Origin of the sequence: Tardibacter chloracetimidivorans (genome assembly GCF_001890385.1) — a bacterium.
GTDB classification, from domain to species: Bacteria; Pseudomonadota; Alphaproteobacteria; order Sphingomonadales; family Sphingomonadaceae; genus Tardibacter; species Tardibacter chloracetimidivorans.
The window spans coordinates 23791-39169 of record NZ_CP018222.1 but is presented as its reverse complement, the minus strand read 5'-3'; the positions used below and the strand labels follow the sequence as shown (position 1 = coordinate 39169).

Below are 15379 nucleotides of genomic sequence, written 5' to 3'. Positions count from 1 at the left end.
AAAGCGGTGCGGCGGGCGCGGCCCTGGGGCCGCGCGGGCGCTATTGGGGTTCGTTCATCCGATTCACCGCTCTATTGCGGCCATTCTTCCTCCGGCCAATTCCGCGATGTGTGGATGACGTGGAGGATCGTCACCACGCTTTCATCCTCGCTCAGCGCATAAGCGATGATGTAGGGGAGCCCGGCGACCGACTTTTCATATGTGCCGCTGACCCGTCCGGGGTGTCCTGTTGCGAAATCGGCAAGATTGTCGCCTGTCGCTCGAATCCGCCTCGCGACCCGACGCGCAGCGTCGGGGTTGTCCTTCGCGATGGCGACGGCTTGCCATTCCAGATCATCCAGCGCGTCGTCTGACCATTGCACATGCCTCATGCGGCGTTGTTGCTGGCGGCTTCTATCGCGGCATCAATCCGGTCCATCGCTTCCTTATGCGGCGTAACCCGGCCTGCCTCCATGTCGGCAAGCCCGCGCTGAATACCTTCGATGATACGCAGTTCGCGGTTTACATAGGATTCGACGGCTTCGGCCGCGAGATAGGACCGCGTGCGGCGCGTATTGTGCGCCAGTCGGCCCAGCTTCTCCTTGAGATCGGGCGTGACGCGGATCGTCATCGTTGTGCTGGCACCCATTGGGGCCTCCTTTCCGTGTGTCGTGCACGTTGTAACACACTTGCCAGCCCATGTCTCCATAAGCTGCAAGGACAGCTTCCTATGCGTTCTCCCACGCTATAGGCCGGATAGTGGTTTTCTAAGTTTAGAGCGGAATAACGGGGGGAAGTCTCCCCCTGAGTTCGAGCCGCGTGCCGCGTCTCGCCCTACCCCCTCTGCGGGGGGACATGTCCCCCCGCAACGCCCCCCTGCCCTCCGCTCCACGTCGCCCAGCTCGCCGGCGCGATGCCCGCCGCTTGGTCGAGGTTAAAAAAATGCCGCGCCCGCCGCAGGCGACAGGCCCGGCATTTTGACGATCGAACCTGTTCGGCGCTTGATACGGCGTTCTTCGGCTACCGGCGCTGGCAGGGATGTGGCTGCGATCAGGCGGACGGGCCAGTTCGCACAAGGTCCAGCGTTAGCGCATTGGCAGCGGGAGCCGCGCCGGATAGCCGATCTTCGCCAGAAAGCAGCGTCAGCCATTGCCGCCCATAGGAACGCGCGGCCAAGAAATAGACGCTGCCATGACAGCCGACCACGCTGCACCTGTCGAGCTGGTCAAAGGGGGATGCGGTCGCCCCAAAACGAAGCGCCTGCACCGAGGCATCTATACGCTGCTGGATGCCGCAGAGACGGCATTGCGACCGCACATGGGCATTGGAGCGGGCAAGTGCGCCCCATGAGGACGTCCAGCGCGGGAAAAGGCGGTCCATCTGGGCCATGCCAATCTGACTATCAAATCTTCCGCCCTGCCGTCCATCTTCGTTGCCCCAGCGCGGCGCAGACCTCCAGCACCGACAATGATGACCGGCCTTGCCGGACGCCTGCGTAAAGTCCGCGCCCGTCATGTCGCGGCGCGGAGAGACAGGGCTTGCCCTGTCCTGTGGCGCCCGCAGGCGGGCACGTTCGCTTTCCCTGTCTCGATAGTGAGGCGGCATGCCACCGCGCATTTGTAGGGATTCCGGGGCCTGTTCCTGCCCCCTGGCGCAAGGGCCAAGCCGTCTCGGTCGCAGGCTCCCTCGCTTGGTGATCGCGGGGGTGTCCCCACCCTTCCGCGCTGCGCTTGTGCAGGGCGGGTGATCCCCCTCCCCCGCAATCAGCCCTCATTGCGCCATTCCCCGACCCGGCTCGCCGCTCAGGCAGAAGTCGATGGCAGCCATCGCCTTCGGCTCCATCTTAAGAAGGGAATAAGCAGATGAAAAACTTTGCAGAAATGACTCCCGAACAGCTTGCGGCCTATCGTGAGCGTGTTGCGGTGCTCAACGATCAGATGCGCGCGAAGCTGGACAGTCCCGCGCCCAATATCGTGGTGATGACGCAAGGCATTCTTGCGCTGGTCGATAGCGACTCCGCGACCGCCATTGCGCGGCAGATCGAGCTTATGGCCATCGTCGCCAACTACTCGGCTTTCAGCGAGGACAACAACCCGCACGGCGAACGCGATTTCGGCGATTTCGAGTGGCTGGGAACCCGCTGCTATTGGAAGATCGATTATTACGACCGCCAGACGGAATGGGGATCGCCCGACCCGGCAGACCCCGCCGTCACCTGTCGCGTCCTGACCATCCTGCGCGCCGACGAATACTGATCGGCCACGCGCCGGGGGCGGCGCCGTCCGCCCCCGCTTCCCCTATTTGCGAGGAATCGCCATGTCTTTTGAATTGATGAACCGTGTCCAGATCGACGAGATCACCGGAGGCCGGGATTTGGCCATCGCGCGTTGGCTGGACGCCTTCGACAGCTTCCACCGCCTGAGCGACGAGGCCGCCGGGTTGAGCATTGGCGGGGCGCTCTCGCTAACCGCGCCGTCAGGCGACCGCTACAACGATACCGGCCTGACGCGCGCTTTCCTCGCAAAAACCGACCATGAAGCATACGACCGGGAAACGCACAGCACGATCAAGACGAGCGCGCGCGACCATTTCGCCGCGAAGATGACGGCGGCGGTTGATCGGCGCTGCTGGCGGCATCTGCTGGAAACGCTGGGTTTCGACCAGCTTCTTGACCGGCAGGCGCGCGAGGAATTTTATTCCGGCCTTGAGGGGGTGCCACCCACCTTCACGACCGAGAATTGCGCGGCGACATTCGGTCATATCTGGGAAAACCGGCGCGATATCTACCTGCGCGGAATCGCCAACACCTTTGCGGCGCTGGACCGGCGTTTCCGCTCGCATGAGGGTTTCAAGATCGGGAGCCGTCTCATCATCGAGCGCGCGCTAAGCGATAGCGGGCGGTGGTGGAGCGACTATAACCGGCGCGATACGTTGCGGGACGTGGAGCGGGTTTTCCGCGAACTGGACGGGCTAGGCCCCTGCCCCGAAAGCATGAGCATAACCGAGCAGGTGATTTCCGGGCGCGATTATACGCCGTTCGTCATTCACGGCGATTATTTTCGCGTGCGCGTTTTCGGCAACGGCAATCTGCACCTGTGGTTCGAGCGCAAGGACTTGCTTAAGGAGGTGAACAAGTTGCTGGCCGAATATTATGGCGAGGTGATCGGGGACGGCTACAACAGCACCGAGGCCCCTGACGCACCGGAGTTTCATTTGACGCCTGCCAAGGACTTCGGGGCGTTTATGTCCTCCGATGAAGTCGCTTGGCGCGTGATGGAATGCGCGATGATCGGCAAGGGACTGACCGTGCTTGAACCGAGCGCCGGGACCGGCGTGCTCGCCAAGGCGGCGCACAAGGCCGGGGCGCTGGTGGATTGCATCGAGATACAGCCCGGATTGGCGCATGAATTACGGGTGCTGCACGGTTTTGAGGACGTGCGGCAGGCGGATTTCCTGACCCTCCCCCCCTCGCCTTCCTATGATCGCATCATCATGAACCCGCCTTTCGACAGGGGCCGCGATTGCGATCATGTCCGCCATGCCTTCGAGTTTCTGAAACCGGGAGGCATCCTTGTTGCCGTGATGAGCGCCCGCGCCGAATTTCGGGAGGACAAGCGGCACCGGGCCTTGCATGATATCGTGGCGCGTTGCCGCCCCGCCTGTGGCTGGCGGAAATGGCATGACCTGCCCGCCGGATCGTTCGCCCATGCGGGGACCAACATCAACACGGTCATTCTGGCGATCAGGAAGCCGGATTGATATGATTGGGAGGCCAAGGCTTGCCCTGCGATTGCGGAGGCGGGCCATAGTTTCCCTTGCCGAGCAGCCGGAGGATGAAGGCGATATATCCGAAAGCTGTTATGTGCGCGGGCCGATGGAGCATACAGCTCCATCGGCCATTTCTTACCGATCCCATGATCCTCGTAAGCTGGCTTGAGGCTGGAAGGCGAATGCGCTCCCCAGATAGCGCCGTAGAGAGCCTTCGGGCTTCGGAGGTCCGGGGCGGCACCCCCTCCCCCACTCTGCGGCCGCGCGACTATGCATGTGCATAGTCGCGCGGCCCTCGAGCCGTTTCGATCAACGGCGGACGCAGATTTTGACGTGCGCGACCGCCGGATATCCGAACCGTTCATTGATACGGGCGATCAGTTCGGGGATTTCCGCACGCACGGCGGCCGCTTGCGCACGATCGGTCGCTATATCGAGAACTCCGCGCGCGCGACTGCCGGGAGGATAGCGCAGCGTCATCGGGGTCGTATGTTGCGCGAGTGCTGGACCGACGATTTCCGGCCAGCGTGCGACCAATTCCGAGCGGCCGAACCCCATGCGGCGCATGGCAGGCGCTGCAACGGTGCGCAGGAGGTCGCCGATCGCCATCGCCTCCCCTCCGCGTTCGCCGCGCCGTCCGAATCCTTCGCTGTCCTTCATGTTTTCCACCATGCCACGGCGCGCCCGGCCCGTCGAGAAATGGCGTGTCGCCATTTCGGCACGGCGCGACTATGCATGTGCATAGCCGCGCCGTGCAGATCGCCGCGGGCGATCATCGACAAATAGTATGAAGTATTGAGTTCATTAATCCGTTCGCTTATGGTCCCGATCCGCGTTCCTCTTCGGCGCGGGAGCAAGGACGGACGGTTTGAACGAGCGAAAGTCGGCCGCGAGCGGCGTCGACGCGATGGACGAGGATGCGATCGTCCAGATTCGCGTTACAAAGGCGCTGCGCAACGAGATTGCTCAGATCGCGCTGAATCAGGGCGGGATGACCTTTCGCGCACTCATTTTGTCGGCGCTCAAGGCCACCTATGGGTTGGAGGTCGCCGATTCCGATTTGCGCGACAGGCGAGGGCGACAGGCTGGAGAAGGCGTGGGACAAGGAGACGGGTGATGTCTGAATATTTTGCGGCGAATCCCGACCATGCCATCCTTGTCGGCATCATCGGCTTCTTCGCCTTGTCGTATTTTTTCGGCAGATCGAGGCAGCGTCGGCGCGGAGATCGTGCTGCCGAGGAATATTATCAGCGGATGTTGCGGGGCGGTTGGCGAGACGATGGCTAAGAAAGACGGAAAAGCCGGCATCCGGCCGATGCAGACGATCGTAATCAACAACCGCAAGGGCGGCGTCGGCAAGACCATGCTAGCGACGCATCTTGCATGGTTCTTGGCCGAGGATGGCGCGCGCGTCCTGTTCATCGATCTTGACGCTCAGGGCAATGGGTCTCGCACACTTGCGGCCGCGGGTAGGGGAGGGCGATCGTCGGACCTGTTCGACCCAGACGCCAAGTTCGAATTGTCGGGCGCTCCTGGTCTGACCGTGCTCGAATCAGATGAAACGCTCGATATTGTCCAGCTCCAAGACGTTCAACAAATGGTGGAGGCGTTCAATGCTTTCCCCGCGCTGTTCGATTATTGCGTTATCGACACTCCGCCAACTTGGGGGGCGCTGAATTTCGCTGCGTTGACTGTTGCGGATCATCTGGTCGCCCCGATCGAGATGAAAGATTACGCGCTTGATGGCGTCGAACAGCTCCTGAAAACTATTCAGGCGGCCGAGCAAAGCGGCAGGGGAGGGCGTAAGATTAATTTTCTTGGGCTGCTGCCGTCCCGGTTCAACAGCCATAGCCCGCGCGAAAAGGAAAATGTCGCGGAGATCGTGCGGACAATCGGGACGAGCATGGTGTTCAACGGCCTGCTGGCGCAGCGCGACGGCTATGAAGAAGCCGTTTCGCAGGGTGTGCCGGTCTGGACCCTCAAAAAACGTGCGGCGGTCGTCGCCGGGCAGGAAATGCGCTTCGTGCTGTCCCAGATCCGCGACCGTATGGATGGCCTTCCGGCCAAGGAGATCGTGTAGTGAGCAGTTTCAGGGAGCGAGCGGCGCAGATCAGCGGCGTTCTTCATGCGCGGGTGGCTGAGACTGCGGCAGCGGTGCAGGAACTGGCGTTGGACGATGTGATTCCCGATCCCGAAAATCCGCGCCGTGACTTTGATGAGGAGGAGCTGGCAGGTCTAGCGAAATCGATCGGGCGGCGGGGGGTTCTGCAACCGATTACCGTCCGACCCGCAAATGAGGATGGGAAATTCGTCATTCGCTTCGGCGAAAGGCGTTGGCGTGCCTCGAAAATCGCGGGCAAGCGGACGATCCGAGCGATTGTTTCCGAAACAGCGAGCGAAGCCGACAACCTCGTTGAACAGGTTATCGAGAACGAACAGCGGGCGGATTTGCGCACCAGCGAAATGGTCGAGGCGGTGCAGCGGCTGTTGAAGGAGGGTTGGAGCAAGAAGGCGATCGCGGAGGAACTGAGCTGCAAACCTGCTGAGATTACGCAATTTGCGGCTGCCCCCGATATGGCTGGTTATCTGCGCGATCTGATCGACGTCTGGCCCCGACGAGCGCTCTACGACCTTCATATCGCCTCTCGTAAGCATTCCGAGGCGGTCCAGCGGTTTGTGGCATCCCGGCGTGAGCAGGGTGTGACCACCGCGGCGGTCGCCAATTTCGTGCGCGGGCTTAAAGACCCGCAACCTCCCAAAGCGGTTGTGCGCCCCGTCGAAACTCCTGTCCCGAAACCTGTCGAGACGGCGAGCGAGGCGCGCGGCGATCCCGATCAGGCTGTATCCGATCCGGTGCCTGCATCGGGTAGGGGGAAGGGCAGGGCGGTAGCCCCTGCCGCCCCGGCCGTCCCAATCGTGACCGTTACCGTGGGCGGCAGGAATGGACGGCTGATCTTGCCCGATACGGTTTCCGTGCTGTTCGAAGGCGCAGACGAGCCGGTGACGGTGTCCGCCAGCGAGGTCCGGCTTTTCGACGCGGCTACCTGATTTTCGCGTCGCACGAGCTTTTCTCGCGTTCGGCTATGCATATGCATAGAGGCGCGGACCGCGGTCATTCTGAAACGCACAACGCGCTTGGCGGGTAGGTCCGCCAGCGTCAGACTATGCATGTGCATAGCGGAGGGGAACTCGAAATGCTTGATGGCGGGATAGGCTTGCAGCCGGGCATGTAAAACATTAGAGCTATTATGTGACATTTTTTGGAGTCCGCCTGCCCGCCGACTTGGCTCGGCGTTTCGACCGCGTAGCAGCGGGCGAGGGCGGTCGTTCTGTCTTGCTGCGAAAGCTGATCGAGCGAGCGGCAGGGGAGGCAGGGGAGGGGGAAGCCCCCTCTGCCAGTCCTGTGCGTCGATCCCGCCGCGTCGAAATCCGCTTGTCCGATGAGGAGCTTGGGTTGCTCGACCAGGCGGCCGCAGAACGCGGGCTTACGCGCAATGTCTGGGTCGCGACGTTGGTGCAACATCGGCTTCGTGACGACGCGCCGCCGGCGCTTCCGGAGCGGCAGGCGCTTGCCGATGCTTGGCGGCAGATCAGGCGCGTCGGCCTCAATATCAATCAGGCGGTCCATGCCCTTCATTCCGCGACGATGACGGACTCCCGGCTTGATCTTGCACGCGAGGCGGCGCGGGTCGCGGCCATGCGCGAAGATGTGACTGAACAGACGCGCGCGATTGGCCAAGCCCTCAAGGGCGACCTGTCCTACTGGAGAGGCGATGATGAACGAGGATGATGTGCTCGCGCTACCTTCGCTCATGGAGGCATGGCGGCCGCCTATAGGCGGCAAGCGATCCGTGAGAGGGGCCACGCTGCGTTTATCGAGCGGGCGGGGAAGGGGACATGCGGCGGATAGTGCGCGCGCAAAGCTGGCGCGTATCGTGCGTAAGGCGCCCGAGGTGGTGGTCAAGGTTTCAGGACGACAGCGCGGCGGCGGGCATCTGAGCGCCCATCTCGAATATATCGGACGTCACGGCAAACTGGACGTCGAGACAGGCGATGGAGAGCGGATCGCCAGCGTCGCAGGGTTAAGGGAACTGGCGGCCGAATGGGAAGCGCTGGACGACGCTACCAATCGGGGCCGGTCGCGTCCGACCTCCATATCCATGGTGCTGTCCATGCCAGCAGGAATCCCGGCTGATATCGTTCACGACGCCGCACGGGCCTTTGCGCGCGTTGAGCTGGGGGAACGATTCAGCTACGCCATGGCGCTCCATACTGATACCGGCCACCCGCACGTCCACATCACGGTCGCGGCTGAAGGCTATCAGGGCGTGCGGTTCAATCCACGCAAGGCCGACTTGCACGCATTTCGTGAGAGCTTCGCCCATGAATTGCGGGCGCGCGGCGTAGAGGCCGAAGCAACGCCGAGACGTGCCCGTGGCATCGTCCGGAAGGCTGATCCATCCGCGGTGCGGCAGATCGAGCTGCGTGGGAACCGCAGGCCAAAAGATAGGGGAGGGGAGTCCGTTCGCCTTCGACGCCGGACCTTGGACGAGGCGGCTCGGATCGCACGCGCGCCGGAGGCGGAGTATCGGCCTCAGGACGATCAGGCATTGCGACGCCAGCGGGCGATTAGGGGAGCCTATGAGCAAGCGGCGAGGACGCTTGAGGGCAGCGGCAGGCCGGAGGACCGGGCGCTGGCTGCGGAGGTCCGCAATTTTGTCGCTGATATGCCGTTGCCGCTCTCGCGACGCCTGACCCTGGCGGTGCAGATCGGCCAGCGTGATCGCCGCGCGGTAGCAGGGCAGGGGGGTGAACCAGACCGCGAGAGCGGGAGGAAGGAACAGGAACGCCGGGCCGCGCGCGACGATTGGCGTGGCCGCCGGCGCTGAGATCCATGGTTCGGTTCATCTCGAAAGCACCGCTCCCGACCCGAGCAGACCGCAAAGTCATAAGAGCGGTTTCCAGGAGTTGGATCATATTGCCGCTTCGAGCAGTCGTGCCGTAAGATACATGCCGCCGCCGAACACCGAATGGCCGATCATGCTTTTCAGCCGGGTCACATTGGGTTTGGGCGTGCGCGATCCGGCGATCCCCATGCCCATGCCCGGCATCATCACGAAATAGGGCAGAACCAGCAGCGCCAGCGCGAGGATCAGCGGGGCGGAGAGATCAGGGGCATCGAGCCATCCGCTTCCCCAGATAGCCACCAGCAGCAGCCCGTAGCCGACGCCGATGACATAGTGGAAGATCCAGCCCAGAGCATGTTCGCCGGGCACGGGCGGGGCTTGTCCGATATTGGGCTGAATGAACCAGCCTTCCGGCATGTGTCCGATCCAGCGGCCGACCATCTTCCAGTTGGTCGCTGGCGCGCCAAACAGGCGCTGCGCGAGAGCGGCATAGATATCGAGGATGACGGTGCCACCGACACCGATCAGCACGGCTCGAACAATGACCTCTGCTGCCGTCATGCGCTTTCCCTTTCGATCGACAGGGAAGGGCGCACGACCGCCGATAGCGCCAGCGCAGCCACGGCAAGGGCAAGCGGCGCGAACGACACCCACAGCACGGAACTCCATCCATGCGAGGCGAGCAGCCCACCCGATGAGAAGGAGCCGACCGCCATCGTGCCGAACACGAGGAAATCGTTGAGCGCCTGAACGCGCGTCTTCTCTTCGGGCCGATGGCATTCGAGCACCAGCGCGGAGGCGCCGATGAAGCCGAAATTCCAGCCCACGCCCAAAAGGATCAGCGTTGCCCAGAAATGGGCGACGTCGATCCCGGCGAGGCCGACAGCGGCGGAAAGCCCGATGAGCGCCAGACCGACTGCCACCACGCGCTCCGCGCCGAAGCGCGTGATAAGCCGCCCGGTGAAGAAGCTGGGGGCATACATGGCGATGACGTGCCATTGCAGGCCGAGGTTGGAGTTTGCCTGGCTATGGCCGCACATCCGCATGGCGAGCGGCGCGGCGGTCATCAGGAAGTTCATCAGCATGTAGGACACCGCGCCACAGGTCGCCGCGAGAATGAAGCGCGGTTGCCGCGCAATGACCGCCAGCGGCCGCCCCCCAGCCAATTCGGCGGTGGTCGGCATCGGGAGCCGCACGCCCGTCAGCACGATTGCCGACAGCGCCGCGACTACTGCCTGGGCGATGAAGGTTGCCGCGAACATATGCGGCGGCCACAGGTCCATGGTGAAGGTGACGAGTTGGGGTCCGATCACGCCGGCGGCGACCCCGCCCGCCATGACGATCGAGAGCGCGCGCGGTCGCCATTCCGGTTCGACGCAATCGGCTGCGGCGAAGCGGAAGGAGAGAACCACGGCGGCATAGGCACCGCCGAAAAATGTCGCGAGACAGAAGATCCAGAACGATCCGAGAATGACCGCCAGTGCCGCCAGCAGCCCCGCCAGGACACCGCCCACGGTTCCGGCGAGAAATGCTGCGCGTCGCCCGTAGTGATGGGCGATCTTGCCGGTTGGGAGGATGCAGGCTGCCATGCCCACCACGAAGATCGAGATCGGCAGAGTCGCCAGCGCCTTGTCGGGGGCGAGCATGGCGCCAATGATCGCGCCAGTCGCATAGATGACGGTCGAATTGGCCCCGGCGAGCGCCTGTGCCAGCGAAAGGCGGAGGATGTTGCCGCGTTGCTCGCGCCTGCTTCCGATCTCGGGCGCGTGCTGTTCCAAAGATATGTTCGCGTTCGTCATGGTTCAGGCGGCCAGTTCGGTGAGCCAGCGCGTGTCGCGCGGCGAGGGGCGTCGATGGAGGCGGCGATCGAGAAGCGCGCGAGCTTTTTGCGCTTCGCCAGCGCGCATCAGGGCGACGAGAAGCGTATCCTCGATCACTTCGCGCTGGGCGTTGCTGCCGCCGATCCGGGCGAAATCCATCGTCATCGGTTCGAGGATATGCGCGCATCCGGCGTTATCGCCTTCGGCGAAGGCCAGCGCGGCGCGGCCGATGGCGGGGACGATCGCGCCCGCGCCGATCGCGCCGTTGGCGACCAGTTCGTCCAGCGCGGCGATGCGGCGGCCGAGCGCCGCGCTGTCGCCGGTTGCCGCTTCGAGCAGCGCTATATGCGGGTCGACGAAAGCATGGCCGGGCTTGGGAAAGACCCGCCGCGCATAGTCGGCCGCATCCTCCCAAAGTCCTTCGGGAACGGCATGGCCATAGGCTTGCAGCCGCCAGAGGAGCGAGGCGGCGTCGCTGACGATGTTGATCGGCGTCCCCAGCGATACCGAATGCCGCACCGTGCCGTCATAGATGGCGAGCGCCGTATCGACGTCGCCCCGCTCCAGTGCGGCGAGGGCGGCGTGCCAGGCGATATGCCCGTGGAGGATGCCGCTGCGGTCGTAATCGGGAAGCCACTGCGCGATCAGCGCTTCCGCTTCGCGATTGGCGCCTGCCTCGAACATGGCGTGGGCCAGCGCGTGGGCGCAATTGGCGTTATGGCGGCGCAGTTCGATCGCGCGTTCCAGCATCGCGCGGCCGTGCGCGACCTCGCCATTTTCGGCCAGCGCCCAGCCCCGATAGGTGAGGAACCACCAGTCATCGTCGGCGAAATGCGCGGCATGACGCTCGCACAGGTCGACCTTGGCCTGGTTGTGTTCGGCCATGCCGGAAAAGGCGAACAGGCCGAAAGCGCCGAGCGGTAGCGACAGGACGAGCGTATCGCGGGGCCAGCGTTCCACATGGGCGAGCGCGGCTTTCAGCGCGTCTTGCGACTTGCCGTTTATGGCGAGCGCCAGCACCTCGACATGGCTCGCCTCTCGTTCGGAAAGAGTGGCTGTGGCCTTATCCTGCGCGATTGCGATACGCGCCCGCGCTTCGCTGGGCTGGGCACGCATCGCATGAAGCCGGGCGCGGGCCGCGTGGGCGAGGGCGAAATCCGGATCGGCCTCGATCGCAGCGTCGAGATTTTCCGCCGCTCCCGGCCAGGCCGCGAGCATGAACGCTATGCCGTCGCGATAAAGCGCGGCCGCCTCATCCGATGCGGTTGAAAGGGAGAGTTCGTAATTGTCGAAACGCGCCATGGCGGCTCTTTCCAGATTCTCGTGCTGTAGATGACGCACGCCGCCGGGCGTCACGATTTATCATATCTGCTTTTAATATGTCGGTCTTTCGATTATCCGACATATCATGTATAATATCGGCCAATATTCGCCCATGTCGGGCTGGCAGTCGATAGAAGCGCCCGCCGACGCGCCTTCGCCAGCACCGATGACCGTGCGCGCACAGACTGTCCCGGCACGATGCTACTTCCCTGAGCACAGCCATGATTGGGGACAGCTTGTCTATGCCATCTCCGGTGTGCTTGCCGTCAGTATCGCCGGACGATCGTTCGTCATTTCCCCCGAACAGGCCGTGTGGCTTCCCGCCGGGATCACGCACCGCGTAGGATCATTGCTTGGCGCTCAGTTTCGCAGCCTGTGGATCGCGAACGAGGCCGTCTCCGCGCTTCCAGAGGAGCCCACGGTCTTTCCTGTCAGCGCACTTCTGAAAGCCCTGATCGCCGAAGCCGCGCACCTGCATGGCGAGGAAGATGACCCCGGATATGCTGACCGGGTGACACAAATGATCCTCGATCAGCTCCGTCGCGCCATCCCTGTTTCGGCCGCTCTGCCTTGGCCGCGTGACGAAGCGCTCGCGCGCCTGTGCGAAGCGCTCTACGCCGATCCGGCCGATCCCCGTTCAGCTGAGGATTGGGCACGCGATCTGGGCATGTCCTCGCGAACATTGAGTCGACGCTTCGAGGTGGAAATCGGCATGACGCTGCGATCGTGGCGGCGGCGGATGCGGCTGTTCAAAGCCATCGAGCTATTGGGAGGGGGCATGGACGTCACCAGAACCGCGCTGGACCTTGGCTATGGTTCCCCATCGGCTTTCATCTACGCGTTCCGGATGGAGCTGGGAGTCAGTCCGCGATCCTATATGCGAGATGAGATCGCGTTCTGACTGCCGAAGGCGTCGAAGGCTATTCCAACGGCAGGCTTAAGACTGCCTTATGCGATCGCTCAGTCCACGACATCTGCGCTGCTGTAAAGCGGGGCGGCTGCTATCCAGGGATGACCGCCCAGCCTTTCAATTGCAGATTGGCCAGCGTGACCATGGCCGCGAGGTCGATCATCACATCCTTTGCGACGTCATTTCGCTCGATTTTCTGGTTGGCGAGGGCGTGGCTGCACACATGGATAGCGACGCCAGCGCGTTGCAGCTCCTCTATGAGCCACATGTTCGGATTGGCCCGATGCCGTTGACGAACTGCCCCATCTGACCGAGCGTGCGTTGTTCCGCATAGGCAAGAGAGGCTTTCGGTTAACGAGATCGCCAAGCGCCTCACCATTGATCCGAAAGAGGCGGTCGAGCGACTATCACATGGTCTAGGCTATGTCCGCGAGCCTTTGAGCGTCGCGGGTTGATATGTGGAGACTTACCTGACTCTTCGGGGTCGAGCGCCATAGCCATGGAGGAATATGTCCACCGCCTCGGCCGCCTCTCTCGCGATCGCGTCGGCCGAGCTGTCTGGTTTCAATCCGCACATTCGCCGGACGAGCATTCGGCACATGCATATTTCAAGAAGCTGCTCGGCCGCCCTTAAGCTGGCCGGCGCCCGTGCGCGGCGCTGGAGCCGACCAGAACGAATCAGATCTTCAAGAAGTTCGGACAGAATCATGTGGTGTCGCTGGAGCACCTTACGATAATAGGCGCGGCCCAACTCTGGAAAGCGCGCGCCCTCAGCGACGATAAGGCGAAACACTGTTTCGGCCAACGGCGTCAGCATGGCGGACATGAACTTTGCGCAATAGTCGCTCAGTCGCTGTCGCACATCGCCGTGCAAAGGGGCACTGCCGCATGGTTCGAGTTCATCCAGCCAGGTGGAGAGGGCGGCTGCGAACAGATCCTCCTTTGACGGGAAATAGGCCCAAAGCGTGGCTTTTGACCCCCCAATTTCGGCCGCGATGGCGGACATGGAAGCACCGCCGAACCCATGTTCAGCGAAGTGCCGCTGTGCGACTGTGATGATGGCGCAGCGCCGTTCCTCGCGTTTGTTTCCGCGCCGCTGTTCCTCGCTTTCGCTCTTGCGCGGCACGGAACGTCCTCAATGGCTTACCTGTTTCAGCGGTCCCTTGGGCCGTTTCGCGAGCCAAACTACCGCCGCGAAGATCAGGATGAGGATAGTCGCCATCGCATAGAAATCGTTGGTAGCGAGCATCACGGCCTGCATGTCGACCATTCTGGAGAAGGCGGCGAGACCCGAACCGGGCTGTAATCCCGGCAGCGGGGCAGGGGTCATGGTCGGATCGATGATCGCGACCAGTTCGGCCCGATTTCCCTTCGTCGCATTCTCCCAATAGGTCGAGGTCAACGACGCGCCGACCGCCATTGCCATGATGCGGATGAAGTTCTGCAATCCCGACCCGTTCGCGATCTTTTCGGGGGGCAGCTCCGACACGCCGAGCGACGTGAGGGTGACAAGGCAGGCCGGGACGCCTGCGCCCAGCACGAACATGGGGATCGCGACCGACATGAAATCGGCCTGCGCGTTCAGATGCGCGCGCATGAAGAAGGAGATGGCGAGGACCACCATCCCGTAGGTGACGATGAGCCGCGGGTCGATCTTGCCCATGAGCCGCCCGACGATCGGGGCGGTCACGACCGCCAATATCCCCATTGGCGCGGTCGCGAAGCCCGCCCAGGTCGCCGTGTAGCCCATCATCTGCTGGAGCCAGAGCGGTGTCAGCACGATGTTGCCGAAGAACAGGCCGAACATGAGACCGAGCGACATGGTGGAGACGAGCCACGTCCGGTTTTTGAACACCGACAGGTCGATTACCGGATCATCGTCGGTCAGTTCCCACAGGATGAGCGCTCCGAGCGCGATCGCCGCGACGATCGCCATCCAGACGATGAAGGAGGATGAGAACCAGTCGAGTTCGCGTCCCTTGTCGATCATAGTCTGGAAGGCGCTGACGAACACCACCAGGAGCATCAGGCCCACCATGTCGATCCGGCTGCGCGCGATCGGCGTTTCGCGGTTTCGCATCAGCCACCAGACCACGCTGCCAACAGCAATCCCGAAGAAGATGTTGATGTAGAAGATCCAGCCCCAATGATAATTGTCGGAGATATAGCCGCCCAGGATTGGACCGAAGATCGGCGCGACCACCGTGGTCATGCCCCAGATGGCGAGAGCGATGTTGCTCTTGTCCTTGGGAAAGACCGATATGAGCAGGGTGGAGGAAAGCGGAATGATCGGTCCGCCGGCGAAGCCTTGCAGGATGCGGAACAGGACGAGGAAGCCGAGCGAGCCGGACAGGCCGCACAGGATCGAGCAGATCACGAACGCAATGACGCAGGCCGTGAACAGCCGCACCTCCCCGAACCGGCGCGAGAGCCAGCCCGTGAGCGGAACCGTGATGGCCTCGGCGACCGCATAGGCCGTGATGATCCACGTTCCCTCGGTGGTCGAAACCCCAAGATCGCCCGATATCGTCGGCATCGCCACATTGGCGATCGTCGTGTCGAGCACGACCATGAAGTTGCCGAACGACAGGGCAGCGGCCGCCATGGCGAGCTTTGCGCCCGTCATCGGCGGATAGCCGCCCCCCCCATGCGAAGCATCGCTTGCGGACATT

The 15379-nt window shown here is 62.9% G+C and carries 18 protein-coding genes; 8 read left to right on the top strand and 10 right to left on the bottom strand.

The genetic code is table 11. From position 1 onward, the window contains the following. Positions 1 to 71: 71 nt before the first annotated feature. The 3 genes from BSL82_RS17800 to BSL82_RS17790 all read right to left on the bottom strand — a co-directional run bounded on the left by BSL82_RS17800 (position 72) and on the right by BSL82_RS17790 (position 1368). Positions 72 to 371: a type II toxin-antitoxin system RelE/ParE family toxin gene (locus BSL82_RS17800; protein WP_072598924.1), complete on the bottom strand. Its 300-nt coding sequence runs from the start codon at positions 369 to 371 to the stop codon at positions 72 to 74. Then, complete coding sequence (locus BSL82_RS17795) at positions 368 to 628, bottom strand: CopG family ribbon-helix-helix protein (RefSeq protein WP_072598923.1); 261 nt, start codon at positions 626 to 628, stop codon at positions 368 to 370. The genes BSL82_RS17800 and BSL82_RS17795 overlap by 4 nt, the downstream gene beginning before the upstream one ends. Positions 629 to 1029: 401 nt before the next feature. Next, on the bottom strand, positions 1030 to 1368 hold the full coding sequence (locus tag BSL82_RS17790; RefSeq protein ID WP_072598922.1) for a hypothetical protein: 339 nt from the start codon (positions 1366 to 1368) through the stop codon (positions 1030 to 1032). 473 nt (positions 1369 to 1841) lie between these two features. On the opposite strand from BSL82_RS17790, the gene BSL82_RS17785 reads away from it, so the two are divergent. Both BSL82_RS17785 and BSL82_RS17780 read left to right on the top strand, forming a co-directional pair. After that, positions 1842 to 2234 carry a DUF3768 domain-containing protein gene (locus BSL82_RS17785; RefSeq protein WP_226998736.1) on the top strand — a complete coding sequence of 131 codons (393 nt, stop codon included), beginning with the start codon at positions 1842 to 1844 and terminating at the stop codon, positions 2232 to 2234. Between the two features lie 61 nt (positions 2235 to 2295). Beyond that, positions 2296 to 3738 carry a DUF4942 domain-containing protein gene (locus BSL82_RS17780; protein ID WP_226998735.1) on the top strand — a complete coding sequence of 481 codons (1443 nt, stop codon included), beginning with the start codon at positions 2296 to 2298 and terminating at the stop codon, positions 3736 to 3738. A 318-nt stretch (positions 3739 to 4056) separates the two neighbouring features. Here the strand turns inward: BSL82_RS17780 and BSL82_RS17775 are convergent, their stop codons facing one another. Next, positions 4057 to 4407: a DciA family protein gene (locus BSL82_RS17775; protein WP_162274420.1), complete on the bottom strand. Its 351-nt coding sequence runs from the start codon at positions 4405 to 4407 to the stop codon at positions 4057 to 4059. 208 nt (positions 4408 to 4615) lie between these two features. Here BSL82_RS17775 and BSL82_RS17770 point away from each other — a divergent pair, with 208 nt between their 5' ends. The 5 genes from BSL82_RS17770 (at position 4616) to BSL82_RS17750 (ending at position 8636) form a co-directional block, all read left to right on the top strand. Beyond that, a complete protein-coding gene (locus BSL82_RS17770) occupies positions 4616 to 4864 on the top strand; it encodes a hypothetical protein (protein ID WP_226998734.1) in 249 nt (82 codons plus the stop codon). A 39-nt stretch (positions 4865 to 4903) separates the two neighbouring features. Continuing rightward, positions 4904 to 5827, top strand: a complete 924-nt coding sequence (locus BSL82_RS17765) for a ParA family protein (RefSeq protein ID WP_226998733.1) — start codon at positions 4904 to 4906, stop codon at positions 5825 to 5827. Continuing rightward, positions 5827 to 6795, top strand: a complete 969-nt coding sequence (locus BSL82_RS17760) for a ParB/RepB/Spo0J family partition protein (protein WP_072598920.1) — start codon at positions 5827 to 5829, stop codon at positions 6793 to 6795. Before BSL82_RS17765 ends, BSL82_RS17760 begins: the two co-directional genes overlap by 1 nt. A gap of 202 nt (positions 6796 to 6997) precedes the next feature. Beyond that, entirely contained in the window at positions 6998 to 7537 is a 540-nt protein-coding gene (locus tag BSL82_RS17755) for a ribbon-helix-helix domain-containing protein (RefSeq protein WP_072598919.1), read from the top strand. Continuing rightward, on the top strand, positions 7521 to 8636 hold the full coding sequence (locus tag BSL82_RS17750) for a relaxase/mobilization nuclease domain-containing protein (protein WP_072598918.1): 1116 nt from the start codon (positions 7521 to 7523) through the stop codon (positions 8634 to 8636). The genes BSL82_RS17755 and BSL82_RS17750 overlap by 17 nt, the downstream gene beginning before the upstream one ends. Positions 8637 to 8720: 84 nt before the next feature. Here the strand turns inward: BSL82_RS17750 and BSL82_RS17745 are convergent, their stop codons facing one another. Genes BSL82_RS17745 through BSL82_RS17735 form a run of 3 tightly spaced genes read right to left on the bottom strand, consistent with a single transcriptional unit; the run spans position 8721 to position 11776 of the window. After that, positions 8721 to 9215 carry a DUF2938 domain-containing protein gene (locus BSL82_RS17745; RefSeq protein WP_072598917.1) on the bottom strand — a complete coding sequence of 165 codons (495 nt, stop codon included), beginning with the start codon at positions 9213 to 9215 and terminating at the stop codon, positions 8721 to 8723. Beyond that, complete coding sequence (locus BSL82_RS17740; RefSeq protein ID WP_072598916.1) at positions 9212 to 10453, bottom strand: MFS transporter; 1242 nt, start codon at positions 10451 to 10453, stop codon at positions 9212 to 9214. The genes BSL82_RS17745 and BSL82_RS17740 overlap by 4 nt, the downstream gene beginning before the upstream one ends. Positions 10454 to 10456: 3 nt before the next feature. After that, a complete protein-coding gene (locus BSL82_RS17735; RefSeq protein WP_072598915.1) occupies positions 10457 to 11776 on the bottom strand; it encodes a tetratricopeptide repeat protein in 1320 nt (439 codons plus the stop codon). A 106-nt stretch (positions 11777 to 11882) separates the two neighbouring features. Between BSL82_RS17735 and BSL82_RS17730 the strand changes: the two genes are divergently transcribed. Then, positions 11883 to 12698, top strand: a complete 816-nt coding sequence (locus BSL82_RS17730) for an AraC family transcriptional regulator (RefSeq protein ID WP_223178460.1) — start codon at positions 11883 to 11885, stop codon at positions 12696 to 12698. Between the two features lie 100 nt (positions 12699 to 12798). On the opposite strand, the gene BSL82_RS21205 is transcribed toward BSL82_RS17730, so the two are convergent. From BSL82_RS21205 to BSL82_RS17715, 3 genes are all read right to left on the bottom strand, one after another. Further along, positions 12799 to 12975, bottom strand: a complete 177-nt coding sequence (locus tag BSL82_RS21205) for a DsrE family protein (protein ID WP_226998731.1) — start codon at positions 12973 to 12975, stop codon at positions 12799 to 12801. A 198-nt stretch (positions 12976 to 13173) separates the two neighbouring features. Beyond that, positions 13174 to 13833: a TetR/AcrR family transcriptional regulator gene (locus BSL82_RS17720; protein WP_072598914.1), complete on the bottom strand. Its 660-nt coding sequence runs from the start codon at positions 13831 to 13833 to the stop codon at positions 13174 to 13176. A 9-nt stretch (positions 13834 to 13842) separates the two neighbouring features. Continuing rightward, entirely contained in the window at positions 13843 to 15378 is a 1536-nt protein-coding gene (locus tag BSL82_RS17715; protein ID WP_072598913.1) for a DHA2 family efflux MFS transporter permease subunit, read from the bottom strand. Between the last annotated feature and the right edge of the window lies 1 nt (position 15379).